Genomic DNA, 20,782 nt, shown 5'->3' on the forward strand with positions numbered 1-20,782 from the left:
GCTGGGAGTTTTAGCAGGGGGAATTCAGCAAAGACCTAATCCCTTTTTACATGACAGTAAGTCTTTCTTCTGATTTCTCTGAAGTATTAAATTTTTTCCGTTTAAGAAATTCTCCTCTTCCAGCTACAGCGGTGAGTTCTTTGTTTTTAACAATGAAATCACCTCTCGATAATACTGAAACGATTTCTCCTTCTACCTCCATACCTTCAAAGGCACTATAGTCAACAGCCATACGGTGAGTTTTTGCTGAGATAGTTCTTGAAGCATCAGGATTAAAAATTACAATATCAGCGTCACTTCCAACAGCGATTGTTCCTTTTTCCGGTGCAAGGCCAAATAATCTTGCCGTATTTGTCGACGTAATCTCAACAAACTTCTGCAGTGAAATCCTTCCTTTGGCAACCCCTTCTGAATATAGGAGACTGAAACGGTCTTCTATTATCGGTCCGCCATTAGGGATTTTTGTAAAGTCACCTCTCCCAAGGTCCTTTTGCCCTTTGAAATCAAAGGAACATTGGTCTGATCCAATAGTTTGTAACTCTCCATTCTTTAAAGCACGCCATAATAATTCTTGGTTTGATTTATCCCGCAGTGGAGGAGACCATACATACTTCGCTCCCTCAAAATCAGGCTTTTCCATATATGACTGATCAAGAACCAGGTATTGGGGGCATGTCTCTCCATAAATCTCGGCCCCCTTTCTTCTCGCTTCGGAAATTTTCTCTACTGCTTCATTACAGGAAACATGGACTACATATAGCTGGGAATCAGCCATATGTGTAAGCTGTGCAGCTCTTCCAGTCGCTTCCCCTTCAGCTTCTGGAGGGCGAGTCAGAGCGTGATAGATAGGATCGGTCTTTCCTTCTTCAAGAGCCTTCTTCGTTAAGTAATGGATCACATCACCATTTTCAGCATGAACCATCACGAGAGCTCCCAACTCTTTGGCTGCAATTAATGTCTGGTATAAAGTTTCATCATCAGCCTGAAACACATCTTTATACGCCATAAACACTTTGAAAGAGGTGATGCCTTCTTCTTCAATTACTTCCGGAAGTTGGCTGAGAACTTCTTCATTTATCTCCCCAATCATTAAATGAAAACTGTAGTCAACCACTGCTTTGTCTTTTGACTTGTTATGCCAAACATCAATTGCCTCCTTTAGAGGTTTTCCTTTTTCAGTAAGACAGAAATCAATAATAGTGGTGGTTCCGCCAAAAGCGGCGGCTATCGTTCCTGTTTCAAAGTCGTCCTTTGTTACTGTTCCTCCAAAAGGCATTTCAAGATGAGTATGAGGATCTATGCCTCCAGGGAACAAATAATGTTGCTTGGCATCAATTACTTCAGCTCCCTCCCTGGCAAGATTTTTTCCAATAGCTGAAACTTTTCCTCCTTCGATCAAGACATCACCTTCATACACTTCACTGGCTGTCACGATTGTCCCATTTGTTATCAATTTTTTTGACATCTAATTCCTCCTTTTTATTTCACAGGCATTTCAGCCATTTTGGATAACACAGTCTGGCGTTCATTCCAGGTCATTGAACCTTCTCCAGTTTTACTGGGTACCTGCACCATATCAATCGCTCCATCAACGGGACACACTATGGAACAAAGGTTGCACCCTACACAATCTTCTTCTCTGACTTTTAGTACGGACTGGCCCTCGGTGTCTGTCATCATATCAATACATTGATGGGACGTATCCTCACATGCGATATGACACTTATTGCAGTTAATACAGGTATCATTATTGATACGGGCCACAACACGGTGGTTTAAATCCAAATCACCCCAGTCTGAGTAGTTAGGAACAGATTTCCCAATTATCCCCTGCAAAGAATCTATTCCTTTATCATCTAAATAGTTGCTTAGACCATCGATCATGTCTTCTACAATTCTGAATCCATGATGCATGGCAGCTGTACAGACTTGAACGTTTGAGGCTCCCATAAGCATAAACTCTACTGCTTCTCTCCAGCTTGAAACCCCTCCCATTCCAGATATTGGAACATCTATATCCAAACGTCGTGCACATTCTGCGACCATATTTAAGGCAATAGGCTTTACTGCCGGGCCGCAATACCCTCCGTGGGCTCCTTTTCCTGCAACATTAGGTACAGTATCCCATGAATCCAGATCAACTCCGGCCAGACTATTAATTGTGTTAATCATACTGACTGCATCTGCTCCCCCTTGCACAGCTGCATGGGCCGTATAAGTGATATCCGTGATATTTGGAGTAAGCTTGACTATAACCGGAGATGTTGCAACTTCTTTTACCCACTCCGTCTGCTTTTGTACAAGTTCAGGCACCTGTCCAGACGCTGCCCCCATGCCTCTTTCTGCCATTCCGTGAGGACAACCAAAATTCAATTCCAAACCATCGACGCCGGCAGCTTCAACTTTTTTTACAATTTCATGCCATTTTTCCTGCTTAGGCTCAACCATTAATGAAGCTACTACAGCATGATTAGGAAACTTTTTCTTCGTCTCTTCAATCTCTTTTAAATTAACTTCCAAGGGACGGTCTGTAATTAACTCAATGTTGTTAAAACCGGCAACTTTTTGACCATTAAAAGAGGTGGCTGCAAAACGGGATGAAACATTTAATATAGGATCACCAAGTGTTTTCCAGACAGCTCCCCCCCATCCCGCTTCAAAGGCTCTTTGGACTTGATACCCGCTATTTGTCGGCGGTGCTGAGGCAAGCCAGAAAGGGTTAGGAGATTTTATGCCTGCTAGATTGGTCTGTAAATCTGCCATTGTGGTTCCTCCTTATTCTTTCTTATTAATCATTACTATCCTAAAACCTCTACTGACTGATTGATCAGCTTTTTATGCACATTGTAGGCTGCCTTCTTCCCTTGCTCTGCTGCTGTCACTACCATGGCTTCACCCTGGCCGTTCCCAAATACCACATCCCCCGCAGCAAAGACACCTTCTTTCGATGTTGTCATCGTTTCATGATCGACAATAACCACACCCTCATTATGAGAAAGGCCAAACTGTTCTACTAATGATAAATGCCGTGTTTGACCGATAGCTTTAATGACTACATCAACTTCCAATATAAATTCGGTTCCTGGTATAGGGACCGGACGCCTTCTCCCCTCCTCATCAGGTTTACCTAGTTCCGTCTTTATACATTCCAGCCCCTTCATTTCACCATCCGGCCCTTCTAAGATAGAAAGAGGAGAAGTGAGCCAGCTAAACTCTATTCCATCCTGTTTAGCAAATTCATATACAAACTGGTAAGCTGTCATTTCCTTTTCGGTTCTTCTATAGACCATTTTGACCAATTCTGCTCCAAGTCTCTTAGCACAGGTTGCCGCGTCGACAGCGGTGTTTCCGGCCCCGATTACAGCTACACGTTTTCCAGAAAGTTCATTTGTTAACTCTTCAGTTTTTGTTTTTTCTACAAAGTCAATAGCATCATAAACATCCTTACTAGTTTCTCCTTTAATGCCCAAAGCTGGAACCTTACTCATTCCAACTGCCAGCACGACAGCATCATAATTCTTCTGGAGTTCTTCTGCTGAAACATTCTTCCCGACTTTCACACCTGTTTTGATTTTCACTCCAAGCTTTTCAACCTGTTCAACCTCCCAGGCTGAAATTTTTTGTGGGAGTCTGAAGGATACAATTCCGTAAGTATTTAACCCTCCTGCTTTCTCTTTGGCTTCAAAGATTGTCACTTCATACCCAAAACGGGCCAGCTCACGAGCCGCGGACAACCCCGCCGGCCCTCCACCTACAACTGCAATACTCTTCCCCAGCGCTTCACCTTTTTTAAAAAACTCCTGCTCATTTTTCATTGCCCAGTCTGTGGCATATCTTTGTAAGTCACCAATCATTATAGGGGTAGAGGCATGATTTAACACACACGCTCCCTCACACAGTTCTTCTGTTGGGCAAACTCGTGAACAGCTGGCTCCTACAGGGTTCGCTTCCATTATTGTTTTAGAAGAGCCCTTCAAGTCTCCTGTAGAAATTCTTTTGATAAACTTAGGAATATCAATACCCGTCGGACAGGCAGTGATACAAGGAGCGTCATAACAGTAGAGGCATCGGTTTGCCTCATCCATCGCTTCTTTGTCCGGCATCCCCCGTCGTTCTTCCATAAAATTCTTCTTAATGTCCTCCAATGAAATCCATGATTTCTTGTTTGGACCTCCCATATACTCCACTCCTTTTCTTAAGGGATTAATGCAGTCATACTCTCGTAGGTTTCAGGACGGCGGTCACGGTAAAATTGCCACGTGTCTCTTACTTCACGGATCTTCTTCTTATCCATTTCTGCTATGACCACTTCATCTTGATCCCGACTTGCCACGGCTAAGAAATTCCCACGGGGGTCTACGACATAGGACTGGCCATAGAATTCTCCCATCTCCCACGGAGTTTCCGTTCCCACTCGATTAATTGCTGCGAGATAGTAGCCATTAGCTACAGCATGAGCGGGCTGTTCAAGCTTCCACAAATATTCTGATAAACCCGCAACAGTAGCTGATGGATTGAAGACTACTTCAGCCCCGTGCAATCCAAGAAGCCTTGCTCCTTCTGGAAAGTGGCGGTCATAGCAGATGTAGACTCCTACCTTGGCATAAGCAGTATCGAAGACTGGGTAGCCCAGATTTCCCGGCTTAAAGTAATACTTCTCCCAAAATCCATGTCCTTTGTTGTCTGCCGCTACATGAGGTATATGATTTTTTCGATATTTTCCTAAATAAGTACCATCTGCATCAATGACGGCTGCTGTATTGTAATATGTGGAAATACCTTCTCTTTCATAAATTGGAAGGATGATAACTACTTGAAGATCCTTGGCAAGCGCTTGAAAACGTTTAGTAGTGGGGCCTTCGGGTATTTGTTCAGCTGCTCCATACCATTTTGTATTTTGTTCAGCGCAAAAGTATGGTCCATAAAAAATTTCTTGCAGCCCTATAATCTGAGCTCCATCAGCGGCAGCCTCTTTTATAAGCTCTATATGCTTTTCAATAGCCTTTTCCTTGTGAACTTCAACCGGTTCATCACCATGCACCTCATGAGATGCTTGAATAATCCCTATTTTCACTTGATCTGACAAATGAATCACTCCTTGTAAGAAGAAATTGTTTCTTACTATCTTGGTGATCATTTTATAAAAAAACACTTCATCCTCCATGTGACATTTTGTGTAGATTGTCCTAAGCATTCTGTACAAAGTGTAAATATCTCACTAGTTTCAGGAGCTTCAAGCGTCAGATATCATAACGAATAATATTTAAATATTCAGTCTCTTTTTCAAGATAAAAAAAAGGCTGACCCAGGCAGCCTTTTTTCTACTTGCTTGAATTATTAATGCTTACATATAGTGTTTCAACAATAAGATCTAGTTCCTCTTTCGTCGTAACAAAAGGAGGAGCCACAGTGATGACATTATTATGGTGAGGTACGGTATCTCCATTTTTCCCTATTAATATGTTATGTTTCTTGCACATTGCCAGCACATTGGCCACCTTCTCTAGAGAAGCAGGCACTTTTGTTTTTTTATCTTCTACTAATTCAATCCCAGCTGTTAATCCAAATGTGCGAACATCTCCTACTAAGGAAAGCTCTGTTAGTGCGGCAAGGCGCTCTGTTAAATACTTTCCCTTATCTTTTGCCTGTTTGATTAATTGTTCTCTTTCTAATATTTCCAGATTTTTTAACGCAATAGCACATGAAACAGGGTTACCTCCAAATGTATTAACATGACGAAAATGATTCGTCTTTCCCTTCTCTTTAAAAGGTGCATAGAGATGTGAGGAAACAGCTGTCGCAGACAATGGCGCATAAGCGCTGGTCATACCCTTTGCCATTGAAACAATGTCAGGTTCCACCCCAAAGTTCTGGTGGCCAAACTTTTCTCCAGAGCGCCCAAAGCCGCAAATCACCTCGTCAACAATTAAAAGGACATTCCTCCGATCACATATTTCACGAATCTCTTTCAAATATTCTGGCGGCGGAACGATAACGCCCCCGCCTGTAATCACAGGCTCTAAGATGACTCCGGCTACAGTTTCCTCTCCCTCCCACTCGATCATCTCATCTATCGCTTTAGCGCACTCCATCTTACAATGACCTTTTTCCTGTCCAAAAGGACAACGATAGCAATAAGGGGGAGCAGCATGCTTAAACCCTTCACCGCCCGGCTCATATTTCACTTTCCTTTCAGCTTGTCCAGTAGCCCCCATAGCTCCCATAGAATTCCCGTGATACGCCCTGTATCTTGATATAAACTTATATTTTGTTCCTTTTCCGGTCTGTGCAAAATACTGCCTTGCAATCTTGAACGCTACCTCATTGGCATCAGAACCAGAGTTAGAAAAGAAAATTTTATAATCTCCTTGCAGCCATTCATTAAGCTTTCCCGATAACTCTATTGCAGGAACATGGCTTTGCGATAAAGGAGCAAATGCTAATTTTGACATTTGAGCCGCTGCTACCCTGGCTACTTCCTCACGACCGTGCCCTATATTAACGCACCATAGGCCAGACATGCCGTCTAAATACTCATTTCCGTCAATATCCTTAATCCAGCTGGCTTTTCCTTCTATAAAAACATGCGGATGATCATTATGAGGAGACATATGATGCCAAAGATGGGCCCTGTCCATATCCAGCAGCTCTTCCTTTTCATTATTCGCTTTAGTAGAAGACACGTAAGTCAAAACATCAGCTCCTTTACCTGTATTGCTATCAATGCTATCACCAGGCAGTTAGAACATTCACTTAACAAATTGTGCAGTAAATTCATAAGAAGTTAGACGTTTTGTCTTCTATCACAGACTGAGAGGAGACACCGAAAAAAATGGATATATACTTTCTAATTGGGAATGAACTAACGTGAATGAAAATACTTTTCTTCTTTAAATCAATTCCTATGAATGAAACTGTGCTTTTTCTGTGTCACCCAGAAAAGGTTTTCCATGCATAAACCCTATTACATAGTGTTTCATGAACTATTTAGCATAACAATGTCTATTTTAAAATCACTTTTATTAATAACAGTTATAAATTAGTATTGATTTTCACTTAATTATGATGTTAATATAAATTATAAAGAAGAGAGCCTGTGTAAAGAAGTAATACCCCTTGAGTAACTCCATGCAGATTTTGGTCAGATTTTCTCTTAATGAATAGGGGCCTCTGTTCTCGGAGACCTTTTATTTTCAATTTCTACTACTTAATGGAGGTGATAAGTATGCAAAACTACAAAATTAATGATCAACTGACTGTTGAAAAAATGGAGGAACATTACTGCCTTGTTAAATCTGCAAAAGAAGGGAAAAGAGATGTTCAGCTTTGCTTTTACAGTATTGCTGATGCACTAGCTTATACCTCTGAGCGCCAATCTATATAAATAATAAAAGAGAAAAGACTGAGCATGATCGGATATCATGCTCAGTCTTTTCTCTTTTAAAAATCTACTTTCCTATAAATACTGCATATTTGCGACTAATGCTTCTGCTATTGAAGATACAAAAATGAGGATAAATATAATAGGGAGATACCTTTTTGAAAAGGATATGTATAATCCTTTCAGGTTTTCTTTTTCACTGCGGTCTCTTAAAAACCGGAAAAGCATCCTGACATGGTAAATGGTAAACATAAACACAATAAACATTACAAAAAGATTCAATGCTATCGGTACAAATGACATACTATAGTAGCTTAGTGGGCTCAGGGGGCTTTCAGCACCAGCTGCACCAATCTGCCAAATGATAAGAGGCAGAAACAGGAAAGGCAGACCAAGAAATGAAGTAAGAATGAGTAGAACAAAAAGCAATGTTTTCATTGCAAATAAGAGTAGAAAGTCACTAAATGTAAAAGTAACTCCCTCTGCTGGTGAGATAATTTCAGGAGTATGGGCAGCATAGCTGACTGCAATAAGAATAATACTTGCAAGATAGAATAGGAACACGCTTTTCTTTTGAATGGCCATATGATCTCTCCAACTAATTAAAGACTAAGGTAACTGTTTTTGTCTTTTGTTCCCTTAAAAGATGGAACCAAAACAAGTTTTTTATCTCCTCACCAGGGAAAGAGGGCTGTCCCAAGAGACTTTTTCAGCTGATGAAGTTAAATAAAAATGCAGCCACCCTGACTTATGGGACAATACAACCCCTCTCTGTCATTTATTTTACCTTGAATTCTTTTATCACTTCATTAAGACGGATGGACATATCACGCAATGACTGAGCTGATGAATTTATTTCTTGAACAGAAGCAAGTTGTTCTTCAGAGGACGAAGCTACGTGACGAGTGCTTGATGTCGTGTCTTGAATAACCTTCGCTATCTCTTCAAAGGAAGCAGACACTTGCTGAGTACCTGCGGACATTTCTTCAGAGGTGGCAGCCAGATTTTCGATTTGTTCTGCCACTAGTGTCGTGTTTTCTATAATATCCTCAAACTTTTCTTTTGTGCCTTTAGCCACCTCTAACCCTTCTTCTACATCCTTAGTCACTTTGCTCATCGAGTTAATTGATCTTTCCATGTCCCGCTGAATTTCTCCGATAATCCTTGCTATTTGCTTAGAGGACTTTTGAGATCCTTCCGCCAGCTTTCTCACTTCTTCAGCCACTACTGCAAATCCTCGTCCTTCTTCACCTGCCCGGGCAGCTTCTATGGCAGCGTTTAAAGCTAGAAGATTAGTTTGTTCTGCAATATCAGTAATCACTCCCAATATCTTTTCAATCTCTTTTGAGTGATTACTTAATGATTGATTTATTGAACTAGATTGATTCACTGACGTATTGATCGTTTCCATTTTCTCCAGGGTTTGCTGTACAAATTGCCCTCCTTCTTCTGCTTTTTCAATAGTCGTATTGGAACTTTCAGAAATGGCTGCGAAGGATTCTGCGACCTGCTGTACCCCTTTCGTAACTTCCTCCATTGATAACTGGCTTTCTTGAACACCGGTGTTTTGCTGTTCCGAACCTGCTGCTACTTCTTGCATGGCATTCGTTATTTCTTCTGATGATTTGCTTGATTGTTCAGCACTTGCAGTAAGCTGTTCTGAGGATGCAGCTACAAGTTCTGCACTTTCATCAACCTGCTTGATCAGCTTCTTGAGATTTGCTGTCATATGATTTACATTTTCCGCCAATTCACCAATCTCATCATTAGAGGAGACTGAAATTTTTTGCCCGCTTATATCACCCGCTGCAACTTTTCTCACTTCCTCTGTTACTGCTTTCACAGGCTTGCTTATTCTTTGAGCAATAAACCAGGCCATGAAAATTATAATGAAAGCCGCCATGGTAATTATAATGACTGTCTGCATAAAAATGTCAGAAGATACAGCCAGCACGGTTTCCATGGGGGTAACCATATATAGACCATAACCCGCTAAAGAAATCGGCGCAAAGGCTAAAAGGACGTCTTGCCCATTTCTGCTCAATACTGTAGCCCCTGTTTCTTGTTTACCGCTTTCAAAAGCAGTGAGCCATTCCTGGCTTAGTCCTGTTTCATTGGTTACTAGCCCGATCTGTTCTTCATCCGGAGAAAGCTGAATGATATCCTGATCGTCTATGAGAAGAGGCAGTCCACCAATATTTGAAGACTCTTCATCAAGAAACTGATAAATCAATTCTTCAAAGTTTACAGAAGCAGATAACACCCCGGTAATTTCTCCGCTTTGTTCTCTCACTGGTGTAGCCACGACCACAATTCTGTTCCCGGTAGCATTGGATTCCAGCACACTGGAAATCGTATCTTTTCCATCCATGCCATTTTGAAAGTAGTCTCGATCAGCTAAATTTAATTGTCCAATATTTCCCTCTGTAGTGTGTGCCCTTACTATTCCTTCAGGATCAGTAAATACTACGGTTTCATAGGTTTCATTTTGTTCTTTGACACGGTGCATAAGCCGAAGCTGGGCTTGTGTATCTAATGATTCTATCGCCTCGGTCTGTGCTGTTAGTTTTATTTCTCCCATTCGTCTGTCAAGCCACCGTTCCATAGCATCGGCTGTGCCTGCTGCGATGCTTTCCATGGACTCTTGTTCCTTAGCAACGATTTCATCACTGCTTGATTGATAGACAAAATATGTAGAAATAATCATAGGAAGCAGACCAACTAGCAAAAAACAGGCTATCAGCTTCTTTCTAAGTGACCCTTCACCTGTCAGCTGTCTTATTCTCTTCTTCATGTAAGACCCCCCGCTGAAAAATTTTCGTGCAAACACTGGAAAGAAGAAGTACATATCTCTTATTGTGTCTAACACCTATATTATTCATCGGCTCTGAGAGGAAAAGTTTGAACCTTATATAATTGACTGATAATTTTGTTTCAAGTATGGTTGGGACAGGGACTTCAAACAATTCAGAAAGGGTGATTATATGTCGGAAAAAAAAGATCTGCGCATACGCAGTAAAGTGATAAGCGAAGGTGTGAACAAGACCCCTAACAGAGCTATGCTTCGGGCCGTTGGGTTCAAAGACGAGGATTTCAAAAAACCTCAAATAGGAGTAGCGAGCACTTGGAGTGAAGTGACGCCATGTAATATACATATCGATAAGCTTGCTCGCGAAACAAAAGAAGGAGTGTCTGAAAGCGGAGGTGCTCCCTTAATTTTTAATACCATTACTGTTTCCGATGGCATTGCCATGGGACACGAAGGCATGAATTTTTCCTTACCGAGCAGAGAAGTCATTGCAGATTCAATTGAAACTGTAACAGGGGCTGAGAGATTTGACGGTGTGGTAGCCATTGGAGGCTGTGACAAGACTACTCCAGCCTGCCTTATTTCCATTGGTCGTATGAATATTCCTGCCGTTTACGTGTACGGAGGCACCATTCAGCCTGGTAAATTAAACGGAGAGGACCTGGATATTGTCTCTTCCTTTGAAGCTGTGGGTAAGTATCACCAGGGAACAATCAATGACGAAGAGCTTCACCAGGTTGAATGCCATTCCTGTCCAGGGGCCGGCGCATGTGGCGGCATGTACACAGCCAATACGATGGCTGCTGCTGTAGAAGCACTTGGTATGAGCATTCCAGGGTCTTCTTCTACTCCTGCTATTTATGAGTATAAGGAAACAGAATGCCGACAGGCAGGAGAAATGGTGGTCCGCCTTCTTGAAAAAGATATTTATCCTAAAGACATCATGACGAAAAAAGCCTTCGAAAATGCGATTACTGTAGTGATGGCGTTAGGCGGTTCTACGAATGCTTTCTTACACCTGTTAGCTATTGCCCATTCAGCCGGTATAGATCTTGCTTACGAGGATTTTGAAAAAATAAGAGAGAAAGTGCCGCATATCGCCAACCTGAAACCAAGCGGAAAATATGTCATGCAGGACTTATATGAGATCGGCGGTGTTCCGGGAGTGATGAAGCTATTACTAGAAAAAGAACTTCTTCATGGGGACTGCTTAACAGTGACTGGAAAAACGCTCGCTGAAAACCTGGATGAAGCGCCATCTCTAAAAGAAGATCAAGATATTATCTTTCCTTTGGACCGTCCTATCAAAAAAACAGGTCCCCTGGTTGTACTCCGCGGGAACCTCGCACCTGAAGGAGCGGTGGCCAAAATGTCAGGTCTTGAAATCACCAGATTTGATGGGAAAGCTAAAGTGTTTGACAGTGAAGCTTCAGCAACGGAAGCAATTATGGGCAATGAAATACAAGAAGGTGATGTATTGGTCATTAGGAATGTAGGGCCAAAAGGCGGACCTGGAATGCCTGAGATGCTGTCACCAACCTCTATGATTGTTGGAAAAGGATTGGGAGGGAAGGTTGCCCTCCTCACGGACGGCCGTTTTTCAGGTGGCTCTCACGGATTCGTTATCGGCCATATTGCACCAGAAGCTCAAGCCGGAGGACCGATCGCTATATTAAAGGATGGCGATCCGATAGTTATCGACAGTGAAACCCAGGAAATCAATATTAACATCTCTTCAGAAGAAATTGATAAAAGGATGAGAGAGTGGAAACCATTAGAATCTAAATACAAAACAGGGATTCTTGGTAAATATTCAAAACTTGTGTCTTCGAGTGCAAAAGGAGCCGTTACAGATTCAGACTTGTAAAGGAATAATTCCTTTGATAAAGCAGAATAAAGAGTTTTCCCAAACGGTTTCAGCTGAAGGATATTACAAAATGCTTACGTGACCACACTTTTTTAATCAGGCGGTTGAGAACAACTTCTCAACCGCCTTTTTCTTTAGATTAATTACCCCGTAATTAAAAGTGTAGTCCTCTTAAAAGAGGCTGCCATCCATCTATCTAAAGGGAGACCCATGATGTTGTTTACGCTTCCTTTGACATCTCCTGGTAAAGCTGCTGATACGCTTTTGATTCATCTTCTTTCCCAGTTTCCAAATAAATCTTTGAAAGCCATTGTACTGGTTTAGGATCGGTTTTATCCAGCTCCATTTGCCAGCTGAAACAGTCAATCGCTGCGTCAAAACGTTGGAACTCATAATATAGTTCCCCTAACAAAAATTGCTGATCCGGGTCATCTACTAAACGGCTCATCTTTTCAAAAGTATAGTAAAGCTTCCCTGCTTCCTCATTGGGTTTTAACGGCTCAAGCCATTCCATGACATAAGAGATGTCATATTCAGAAAGCAGACGGCTGACACAGTTTAGAAGAAGCTCACTGGCTTTGAGGGAGTTGGCGTTTAAAATAGGAAGAAGATAAGAATTCAGCTTCTCTACCTGTACCCGGTTTTCTTTAAAGTCCATAGTAAGAAGCATATTCTCAAATGAATTTCTTTGTTCAACCGTAAGCGTAATGGCATCTTGAGCAATTAAGTTACACAATTTTTCTACTTCATTTTCTTTTAGGTAGAGGTGTAAGAGATCTTGAAGGATGTGATTGTTTTTATCACTTATACCCTTTAGCTCTTCTATAATATAAATTTGTTCGGTCACTGAAAAAGCGTCCTCTAGTAAAGATTTCATAAGAGTATAGGATGATAATGATTTGAACTTCCGGTAAGCTTCCAGGGACAGGGCTGTGTGATCGAGAAGGCGATTTTCTTTCTTCATTAATTCCAATAAGCGAAAAGAATCTTCTTCTTCTGCGCTTTTAAACAAAGACTTTTCGGAAAATAACGGATCCTTTTCCATCAGCTCCTCTGAAACTAAGTGATACATACTGTTATATTTTTCAAACTCAAAGGAACTTGCAATATCTTTCACCCAGGAGTGTTCTGGCATAAAGTCCTGAAGAATTCGAATGATCCGGTAGCCTGCAAACATTTGGCCGTTTCGCCTGTATTTATAATAAATTGACTGGATTGGTTTAAAAATAGATTCTTTTGATTCAAAAGAATCTAAGAAGGTAAGAATAAGAGAGGTTTCATGAGGAGTATAGCTTTTTTGGAGTTTTTCAGGGAGATGAGATACAGCCACTTTCGGAAATGCTTCTTTAGTTGAAAGCAGATTAACGAGAAAAGGGTGGGGCGCTGGAAAAGTCATACCCTTTTTAAAGGATTGTTCCAGGTGGGAATGTCTGTTTTGGCAGACTGGCTTCATCCATGTGAGATAGTCATTTTTGTAAAACAGCAAATAGTACACATGTCCATTCTCATCGAAAGCTTCAATCCATTTGCTTTGAAGATACATAACAAGTTTCTCAGCTTTAAGTGTGATTGTCTTTTGATTTTCCCTTATGTTACACAGGAGATAGCTTTCCATTCAAAATCCCTCCCTTTCCCACAAATATAACATACTGCACCTCCCATTGAATATATATAATTTGCAGTTATCTCATAATAAGCGTAAGCCGTCTCTCTCATGAGACGGCTTACGCTCTTTGTTTGGTTAAGCAAAGGAAAGCATTCGCTCCAATGCTGTCTTCGCAAAAGCGGCTGTGTCCTTATCCACTTTGATAATGTGATGGGGATGGTTCCTGTCTATTGAATCAAGGGACCACAGCAAATGAGGGAGATCAATTCTGTTCATTGTTAAACAAGGACACATGGCAGGGTTTAAGGAATGTATTTCTTTATTTTGATGAGTATGTTTTAGACGCTGAACCAGGTTCATTTCGGTTCCAACAGCCCATTTGCTTCCAGCTGGAGCCTGCTCTATTGTCGTTATAATCTTGTTCGTCGAACCGTTGTAGTCAGCAGCCTGAACGACCTCCCAGGAGCATTCTGGATGAACGATAATCTTTATTTCCGGATCAGCGGCCCTTAAGGTTTGGATTTGGTTCACGGTAAATTTTTCATGGACAGAACAATGCCCTTTCCATAGAATAACTTGAATGTCTTCAATACTCCCCTCATATTCAAGGCTGCCTTTGATCGGATCCCAGACAGCCATGTTCTCAAGAGGGATACCCTTATCATAAGCAGTATTGCGCCCAAGATGCTGATCGGGCAAAAACAGGACCCTCTTTTTTTGGCTGAGTGCCCAATCAAACATCACACCTGCATTAGAAGAAGTAACCGTGGCCCCTCCATATTTTCCGCAAAAAGCTTTTATGGCTGCGGTGCTGTTCACATACGTCAGAGGAACAATAGTATCTTCAAAAAGCTCCATGAGTTTTTCCCACGCTTTTTCTGTCTGGTCGATATCGGCCATATCGGCCATAGAACAGCCTGCCCGTAAGTCAGGCAGAATTACCTTTTGATCGTCAGAAGTAAGAATGTCGGCTGTTTCAGCCATAAAATGCACGCCCAAAAAGATCACATACTCTGCCTTATTGTTTTGCTCAGACAGCCTGGCAAGCTGCAATGAGTCTCCCGTGTCATCAGCAAATTCTATTACTTCGTCTTTTTGGTAGTGATGGCCGGGAATATAAAGGCGCTGACCCAGCCTCTTCTTATGTGTCATCACCCTTTCACGCAGTTCTTCCTGATTCATCTGCAAATAATGTTCTGGTAGACGAGGGATTTGTTCAATCATCTCAAGAAAGCTCATATGCTTTTACCTCCAAATTAAAACTAATATCAAGGGATGGGGCTGAATGAGTTAAGCATCCCATGGAAATAAAATCTACACCGCACTGACTGTATTTATCTAAATTTGATAAACTGATTCCTCCTGAAGCTTCAGTCAGTATGGAGGAAGGTACTAATGATATCGTTCTTTCTATCTCTTCAGGGGTAAAGTTATCAAACATAATAATATCTGCTCCGCTTACCACAGCTTCTTCTATTTCTTTCTGATTTGTGGTTTCAACTTCAACTTTTACAGTCGGCCCAATGTGTTTCCTTACTTTTTCTATTGCTTTTGAAATGCCTCCGGCAGCTTTTATATGGTTATCCTTAACCATCACTGCGTCATGGAGACCAAAACGGTGATTAAACCCTCCCCCTATGCGAACTGCTTCTTTCTCAAACATTCGCAGACCAGGCGTGGTTTTTCTTGTATCACAAACCCTTGTCTTCCCTTCGGATAATTTACTTACTGCCTGTGCTGTAAGGGTTGCAATTCCGCTCATACGCTGAAAAAGATTAAGCATGACTCTCTCTCCGCTTAATAAGAGTTGCACAGGACCTTCTACCTCTCCTATCGTCTGGCCTTTTTTCATTTCTTCCCCTTCTCTTATGAAAAAGGTTACTTCAATGTCATGTGAAATGAACCGGTATCCTTCTTTTACTACTTCCAGGCCTGCAGCAATGCCAGGTTCTTTGCAAACCCACGTTCCTTTAGAATAATCCTCTTTTGAAAAAATAATTTCCGATGCAAGGTCCTGTGCCCCAATATCTTCTTTTAAAAATCTAGCTATTTCTTCCCTCAACAAAATGCTATTCACTTTTCTCAAAAGCCTCCTTCAGGCGGTTTGCTCGCTTTTATCAGTGTTTTTGTCATACCGTTATGACACATCCACTCTTTTTTTCTTTTCCTGTTTTGACTATCGTTACGGTAATGAGCCCCGAGGCTTTCTTCACGACATAGTGCACTCTCCAATACTAAAGAGCTGGTGACAAGCATATGCCTTATTTCTGCTTCCTCAGATGTTGCGGGCACAAAGCTGTCTCCGATACCCTGTAAATGTCTTTTACACCAGTTTAACGATCTCTTCATGGCCAGCTCATGCCTGATCACACCAGCTCCATCATGCATGTTCTGTTTTATGTCTTCTTTGGATGGAAGATGTCTTTTAGTGAAGGAAGGTTTCTTCCTCTCTTCCGCTGGCTCACCTGGAAAATCATATTTCATCTCTACCATTTTCTTCACTTCTTCGGCACACCATCTTGCAAACCCGCATGCCTCCAGGAGAGAGTTACTGGCAAGCCTGTTTGCCCCGTGAATACCTGTATAAGTTGTCTCTCCTGCGGCAAACAGTCCTGGCAGAGTTGTCTGCCCTCTGCTATTTACGACCACGCCTCCCATGTTAAAGTGAGCCCCCGTCTCTATCGGGATTTTCCCGCCTGAAAATGAAACTTGGTTGTCACTGCACCAGCTATATATCGTTGGGAACCTTGTTGAAAAATCAACTATATGTTGAATGTCCAAAAATACTTTATGCCCATTATTTCTCCACTTGGTTACTTCTCTTGCCACAATATCCCGAGGTGCCAGATCTTTTAACGGATGATTTTCCATAATAGGGATTCCTTCTTTTGTGATCAGGCGTGCCCCTTCCCCTCTCACTGCCTCTGAAACTAAGAAAGTATTACCATTGTCCCCTCTTGTCACTGTGGGATGAAACTGAACCATTTCTAAGTCAGTCAGCAGAGCCCCGCCCATGTAAGCAAGGGAATATCCATCCCCAGTTGCCTGCTTGCCGTTCGAAGTGACTGGATATAACTGACCGGCTCCTCCCGCAGCTAATATGACAGCTTTTGAAAAGTATGTATGATAATGACCTTCCGGTGTAACCGTACGTACCCCTCGGCACTCTCCTTCATGGACAATCAATTCATAGGCTGTTTCATCTTCCCGCCAAGTAACATAGTCTTCAACAGTTTTTAGAAATGAAGATACCATGACGGCCCCTGTTGCATCACCACCCGCGTGAAGGATTCTCCTTCTTTGATGAGCGCCTTCTTTTCCTAGGGCCATGTTCCCGGCTGAATCAATATCAAAAATAATCCCTTTCGACTGGCACCATTTTGTAATATCAGGGCCATTCTGGACAAGCTTTTTTACCATTCTTCTTCGTTGATGAGCTCCCCCTGCCGACAGCGTATCTTGATAATGGAGCTTCCAGTGATCGTTTGCTCCTATTGCTGCTGCAATCCCTCCCTGAGCTAAAAACGAGTTGCTTTGCTGCCTTCTTCCCTTTGTTATTATGGTCACCTGACAGGAAGAACCTAAAGATTCAGCTGCAACCAATCCTGCTAAACCACTTCCAATCACAACCACATCTGCATGATGCTCCATTTCCTTCACTCCGAATCTTAACATGTGTCTTGACACTTATGTTTACACAACTTTACAATAAATACAAGACAAAATTAAAGGTGATATCATGATTTATTTAGATTATTCTGCTGCTACACCCATGTCCGATCTTGCTTTAAAAACATATATGCACGTTTCTACACATTATTTTGGCAACGCTAGCAGTCTTCATACCTACGGAACAGATGCTGCTTCTATTATCGAATCAGCGCGAGCAACAATAGCTTCTCTGCTTTCTGTCATCCCTCGCAGTATTTATTTCACAGGCTGTGGTTCAGAAGCTAACAGTTCTGCTTTAATTGCCCTTGCCAAGGGAAACAGACATAAAGGAAAACAGCTTGTCACTACTCCTCTTGAGCATCCATCTGTGTTACAAACCTTTGCTTACTTAGAATCACAAGGCTTTACTGTTTCAAAAGTCAGAGTAAATGAATATGGCCAAGTATGTTTATCCCATTTGCAGGAACTGTTACAGGAAAAGACCGTTTTGGTCTCTATCGGACATGCAAGTGCAGAACTGGGTACCATTCAGGACCTTGAAAGCATTGGTGACATAGTAAAAGAGCATGGAGCCTTGTTTCATAGTGATTGTGTCCAAACCTTTGGAAAAATCATGATACCAGTAAAGGAAGCACATCTTGATTCCTTCTCTATTTCCTCTCATAAAGTCTACGGACCAAAGGGTGCAGGGGCTTGCTATATCTCCCCGCAAACGAGTTGGGATTCTTTTTTTCCTCATACGTCTCATGAAAAAGGATTGAGACCCGGAACAGTAGACACTGCCGGAATAGCCGCATTTGCTGCTGCAGCCGAGGAAACTATTTCTATACAAACAGATATTGTAAAGAAAGTAAGGAAGCTGAGTGATTACTTTACGAAAGCTGTGCTCTCGGAGGAATCAATCATCCTAGAAGGCCATCCTGATAAAAGGATTCCAGGACACTTTGCTTTGCGTTTTGATCAAAGAGAAGGCCAATATATCATGCTTGAGCTCAATCGCCGGGGGATTGCTGTTTCTACTGGAAGTGCCTGTCGTGCGGGGAGCTCTTCTCCACCAGCCTCCATGATTGCTTTAGGGAGGTCAACAGAGGAAGCACATGGTCTGATCCGTCTTTCCATGGGAAAATTCACAACAAAAGATGATATTGAAAAAGCCGCGGAAATAATCCAAAACCTGGCCAGCCGGGAAATGACAGGGGGGAGAATATGAAAGAAAAATTAATAGGGGAGGATAGAAGAAAGCTTCTCTTAGAGTGGCTTAAAACAGCTCACGAGCCCATTACAGGTAGCGTTTTAGCAAAAAAAACGAATGTAAGTCGCCAAGTCATTGTCCAGGATATTTCTATATTAAAAGCCAGAAATACTCCTATACTTTCTACTTCACAGGGATATCTTATGATGTCTCCTTCAAGACCGAATGCGTTTAGAAAAAAAATAGCCTGCTGTCACTCGGCTGATAAGAATGTAACTCAAGAGGAGCTGCAAATCATTGTAGACCAGGGAGCCACTGTCTTGGATGTGACAGTAGAGCATCAGCTTTATGGTGATATCACCGCTTCTCTTATGATTGCATGCAGAAGGGATGTACATGAATTCATAAAAAAATTTACTGAGACGGAGGCAACTCTTCTTTCAGAATTAACTGGTGGTGTTCACTTGCACACGATTGAAGCCCCTGAGGAAAAAATACTAATTGAAACCGAAAAATCACTAAAGGAAGCCGGGTTTCTGTTATAACCTTTCATAAAAAAGCCAGGCTTTCAGCCTGACTTTCTGTTTTATTTGTTTAATGTAACAATTGTACGTCCCCGGACTTTCCCTTGTAATATATCTTCTAACACGTGAGGAAGTTCATTTAGGGATATTTCACTTACAATCTCGTCATTTAAGTGACTGGGCTTCAAGTCATGCCCTAGTCTCTCCCAGACTTTTTTTCTACTATCCATAGGACACGTCACTGAGTCAATCCCCAGCCAGTTAATGCCTCTTGATATAAAAGGAAAGACCTTCGTCGAAACGTCTGTCCCACCAGTCAACCCGCTCGTAGCAACAGAGCCTCCATATTGAAGAGTGCTTAATATATACTGAAGAGTCTGCCCTCCCACTGGATCTACGGCAGCAGCCCAGCGCTCTTCACGCATTGGATTTCCTTCATTATCCACAATTTCTTCTCTGTGGATAACTTCCCGGGCTCCAAGCTTCTTCAGGTAATCTTTTTCATCTGTTTTTCCGGTACTGGCTGTCACGTGGTATCCTCTGTTTGCAAGAATATCGACAGCAATACTGCCGACTCCACCGGTTGCTCCTGCAACTAAGACAGGACCGTTTTCCGGTTTAAGGTTATTCTCTTCCAGGCGCTGAACGGATAAGCCAGCCGTAAATCCTGCCGTGCCGAGGATCATTGCTTCTTTCATACTAAGCCCTTTAGGCAGGGGAACCACCCAGTCTCCAGGCACACGAGCAACCTCACTGAACCCTCCGTGGTGCCCGGTCCCTAGATCATAGCTCGTAACAATAACTTCATCGCCTTCTTGGTATCGCTCATCTTTCGACTCCATGACTCTTCCAGCGAGGTCGATTCCTGGAACCAGCGGATAACTCTCTACAAACTGCCCCTGGATGGCAACAAACCCATCTTTAAAATTCACACTTGAGTACGCAACCTGGATGGTGACCTCTCCTTCAGGCAAATCTGACAGGCTTAATGTCTTGATGTCTCTTGTTACTTTTTCGTTTTCCTTATTTATTACAAATGCCTGGAAATTCTCCACTCTTCTTCCCTCCCTGTCTTTTTCTTTTCTCTGCTTATCAGATGTTTACTTATTGGTCTAAATCAAAAATATTGTTCAAACCATTTTTTTGCTTCTTCTACTTCCTCTCTTATCAGCTGGTGACCACCTTCTGTCCAGTACTCAGTAACTGGAGCTCCCGCCTCCTGTAAGTGGCGACTAAGCTCTTTTGTCTGCTCAGCAGGAATAAGGGGATCTTGTTTGCCTGCCCCGATGAAAACAGGGATTTTATTTAATGAAGGAAGCTCTACCCCGCGGCGGGGTACCATGGCATGAAAAAGAGCTGCTCCTGATAGAGAATTTTCATAATGATACAGCAAACTTGCTGCAATGTTTGCCCCATTGGAATATCCTACTGCGACAACATTTTGACGATCAAAGCCATATTTCCCTGCACATTCGTCTATAAATTCATGCAGTTCTCTGGTGCGAAAGACCAGGTCTTCCTCATCAAATACACCTTCTGCAAGACGCCGAAAGAAACGGGGCATTCCATTTTCAAGCACGTCCCCCCGTACTCCCAATACAGAAGCTTCTGGAGCTATCATTTGTGCCAGTGGCAGTAAATCACGTTCATCCCCCCCTGTTCCGTGGAGGAGCAATAATGTTGGCGCGTCTGTGTTACTTCCTTTGTTATAAATATGTTCCATCCTCGTTC

General features: G+C 42.1%; 17 protein-coding genes. 4 read left to right on the forward strand and 13 right to left on the reverse strand.

From position 1 onward, the window contains the following. Positions 1-46: 46 nt before the first annotated feature. The 5 genes from hydA to CEF17_RS13380 all read right to left on the reverse strand — a co-directional run bounded on the left by hydA (position 47) and on the right by CEF17_RS13380 (position 6,683). On the reverse strand, positions 47-1,465 hold the full coding sequence (hydA, locus tag CEF17_RS13360; protein WP_100399955.1) for a dihydropyrimidinase: 1,419 nt from the start codon (positions 1,463-1,465) through the stop codon (positions 47-49). Between the two features lie 14 nt (positions 1,466-1,479). Further along, the gene (preA, locus tag CEF17_RS13365) at positions 1,480-2,763 is read right to left on the reverse strand and encodes an NAD-dependent dihydropyrimidine dehydrogenase subunit PreA (RefSeq protein WP_100399956.1); all 1,284 of its coding nucleotides are present in this window, start codon (positions 2,761-2,763) and stop codon (positions 1,480-1,482) included. Positions 2,764-2,798: 35 nt separating this feature from the next. Continuing rightward, entirely contained in the window at positions 2,799-4,178 is a 1,380-nt protein-coding gene (locus CEF17_RS13370; protein ID WP_100399957.1) for an NAD(P)-dependent oxidoreductase, read from the reverse strand. Positions 4,179-4,195: 17 nt separating this feature from the next. After that, entirely contained in the window at positions 4,196-5,086 is an 891-nt protein-coding gene (locus tag CEF17_RS13375) for a nitrilase-related carbon-nitrogen hydrolase (RefSeq protein ID WP_100400915.1), read from the reverse strand. Positions 5,087-5,321: 235 nt separating this feature from the next. Further along, on the reverse strand, positions 5,322-6,683 hold the full coding sequence (locus CEF17_RS13380; protein ID WP_100400916.1) for an aminotransferase: 1,362 nt from the start codon (positions 6,681-6,683) through the stop codon (positions 5,322-5,324). A gap of 542 nt (positions 6,684-7,225) precedes the next feature. Between CEF17_RS13380 and CEF17_RS20075 the strand changes: the two genes are divergently transcribed. Beyond that, positions 7,226-7,384 carry a hypothetical protein gene (locus CEF17_RS20075; protein WP_157843039.1) on the forward strand — a complete coding sequence of 53 codons (159 nt, stop codon included), beginning with the start codon at positions 7,226-7,228 and terminating at the stop codon, positions 7,382-7,384. A 72-nt stretch (positions 7,385-7,456) separates the two neighbouring features. Here CEF17_RS20075 and CEF17_RS13385 read toward each other — a convergent pair whose 3' ends face one another. After that, entirely contained in the window at positions 7,457-7,966 is a 510-nt protein-coding gene (locus CEF17_RS13385; RefSeq protein ID WP_100399958.1) for a hypothetical protein, read from the reverse strand. A 193-nt stretch (positions 7,967-8,159) separates the two neighbouring features. Further along, positions 8,160-10,175 carry a methyl-accepting chemotaxis protein gene (locus CEF17_RS13390; protein ID WP_100399959.1) on the reverse strand — a complete coding sequence of 672 codons (2,016 nt, stop codon included), beginning with the start codon at positions 10,173-10,175 and terminating at the stop codon, positions 8,160-8,162. Positions 10,176-10,365: 190 nt separating this feature from the next. Between CEF17_RS13390 and ilvD the strand changes: the two genes are divergently transcribed. Beyond that, entirely contained in the window at positions 10,366-12,057 is a 1,692-nt protein-coding gene (gene ilvD / locus CEF17_RS13395; protein ID WP_100399960.1) for a dihydroxy-acid dehydratase, read from the forward strand. A 220-nt stretch (positions 12,058-12,277) separates the two neighbouring features. On the opposite strand, the gene CEF17_RS13400 is transcribed toward ilvD, so the two are convergent. The 4 genes from CEF17_RS13400 to nadB all read right to left on the reverse strand — a co-directional run bounded on the left by CEF17_RS13400 (position 12,278) and on the right by nadB (position 17,314). Next, positions 12,278-13,672: a hypothetical protein gene (locus CEF17_RS13400; protein ID WP_100399961.1), complete on the reverse strand. Its 1,395-nt coding sequence runs from the start codon at positions 13,670-13,672 to the stop codon at positions 12,278-12,280. A gap of 126 nt (positions 13,673-13,798) precedes the next feature. After that, positions 13,799-14,902, reverse strand: a complete 1,104-nt coding sequence (gene nadA, locus CEF17_RS13405; RefSeq protein ID WP_100399962.1) for a quinolinate synthase NadA — start codon at positions 14,900-14,902, stop codon at positions 13,799-13,801. Next, positions 14,889-15,740, reverse strand: a complete 852-nt coding sequence (nadC, locus tag CEF17_RS13410) for a carboxylating nicotinate-nucleotide diphosphorylase (protein ID WP_100400917.1) — start codon at positions 15,738-15,740, stop codon at positions 14,889-14,891. The genes nadA and nadC overlap by 14 nt, the downstream gene beginning before the upstream one ends. A gap of 5 nt (positions 15,741-15,745) precedes the next feature. Further along, on the reverse strand, positions 15,746-17,314 hold the full coding sequence (gene nadB / locus CEF17_RS13415) for an L-aspartate oxidase (protein ID WP_157843040.1): 1,569 nt from the start codon (positions 17,312-17,314) through the stop codon (positions 15,746-15,748). An 88-nt stretch (positions 17,315-17,402) separates the two neighbouring features. On the opposite strand from nadB, the gene CEF17_RS13420 reads away from it, so the two are divergent. Both CEF17_RS13420 and CEF17_RS13425 read left to right on the forward strand, forming a co-directional pair. After that, positions 17,403-18,545: a cysteine desulfurase family protein gene (locus CEF17_RS13420; protein ID WP_100399964.1), complete on the forward strand. Its 1,143-nt coding sequence runs from the start codon at positions 17,403-17,405 to the stop codon at positions 18,543-18,545. Further along, positions 18,542-19,072 carry a transcription repressor NadR gene (locus tag CEF17_RS13425; RefSeq protein WP_100399965.1) on the forward strand — a complete coding sequence of 177 codons (531 nt, stop codon included), beginning with the start codon at positions 18,542-18,544 and terminating at the stop codon, positions 19,070-19,072. Before CEF17_RS13420 ends, CEF17_RS13425 begins: the two co-directional genes overlap by 4 nt. A gap of 41 nt (positions 19,073-19,113) precedes the next feature. Here the strand turns inward: CEF17_RS13425 and CEF17_RS13430 are convergent, their stop codons facing one another. After that, entirely contained in the window at positions 19,114-20,106 is a 993-nt protein-coding gene (locus CEF17_RS13430; RefSeq protein WP_100399966.1) for an NADPH:quinone oxidoreductase family protein, read from the reverse strand. Positions 20,107-20,168: 62 nt separating this feature from the next. Continuing rightward, positions 20,169-20,774: an alpha/beta hydrolase gene (locus CEF17_RS13435; protein WP_100399967.1), complete on the reverse strand. Its 606-nt coding sequence runs from the start codon at positions 20,772-20,774 to the stop codon at positions 20,169-20,171. Between the last annotated feature and the right edge of the window lie 8 nt (positions 20,775-20,782).

It is taken from the genome of Bacillus sp. FJAT-44742, assembly GCF_002797315.1.
Classification (GTDB): Bacteria; Bacillota; Bacilli; order Bacillales; family Marinococcaceae; genus Thalassorhabdus; species Thalassorhabdus alkalitolerans.

What these genes read in the sequence shown, in the direction of transcription:
- hydA (WP_100399955.1), bottom strand. Translation starts at nt 1,465, where the DNA reads ATGTCAAAAAAATTGATAACAAATGGGACAATCGTGACAGCCAGTGAA.
- preA (WP_100399956.1), bottom strand. Translation starts at nt 2,763, where the DNA reads ATGGCAGATTTACAGACCAATCTAGCAGGCATAAAATCTCCTAACCCT.
- CEF17_RS13370 (WP_100399957.1), bottom strand. Translation starts at nt 4,178, where the DNA reads ATGGGAGGTCCAAACAAGAAATCATGGATTTCATTGGAGGACATTAAG.
- CEF17_RS20075 (WP_157843039.1), top strand. Translation starts at nt 7,226, where the DNA reads ATGCAAAACTACAAAATTAATGATCAACTGACTGTTGAAAAAATGGAG.
- CEF17_RS13385 (WP_100399958.1), bottom strand. Translation starts at nt 7,966, where the DNA reads ATGGCCATTCAAAAGAAAAGCGTGTTCCTATTCTATCTTGCAAGTATT.
- CEF17_RS13390 (WP_100399959.1), bottom strand. Translation starts at nt 10,175, where the DNA reads ATGAAGAAGAGAATAAGACAGCTGACAGGTGAAGGGTCACTTAGAAAG.
- ilvD (WP_100399960.1), top strand. Translation starts at nt 10,366, where the DNA reads ATGTCGGAAAAAAAAGATCTGCGCATACGCAGTAAAGTGATAAGCGAA.
- CEF17_RS13400 (WP_100399961.1), bottom strand. Translation starts at nt 13,672, where the DNA reads ATGGAAAGCTATCTCCTGTGTAACATAAGGGAAAATCAAAAGACAATC.
- nadA (WP_100399962.1), bottom strand. Translation starts at nt 14,902, where the DNA reads ATGAGCTTTCTTGAGATGATTGAACAAATCCCTCGTCTACCAGAACAT.
- nadB (WP_157843040.1), bottom strand. Translation starts at nt 17,314, where the DNA reads ATGGAGCATCATGCAGATGTGGTTGTGATTGGAAGTGGTTTAGCAGGA.
- CEF17_RS13420 (WP_100399964.1), top strand. Translation starts at nt 17,403, where the DNA reads ATGATTTATTTAGATTATTCTGCTGCTACACCCATGTCCGATCTTGCT.
- CEF17_RS13425 (WP_100399965.1), top strand. Translation starts at nt 18,542, where the DNA reads ATGAAAGAAAAATTAATAGGGGAGGATAGAAGAAAGCTTCTCTTAGAG.
- CEF17_RS13435 (WP_100399967.1), bottom strand. Translation starts at nt 20,774, where the DNA reads ATGGAACATATTTATAACAAAGGAAGTAACACAGACGCGCCAACATTA.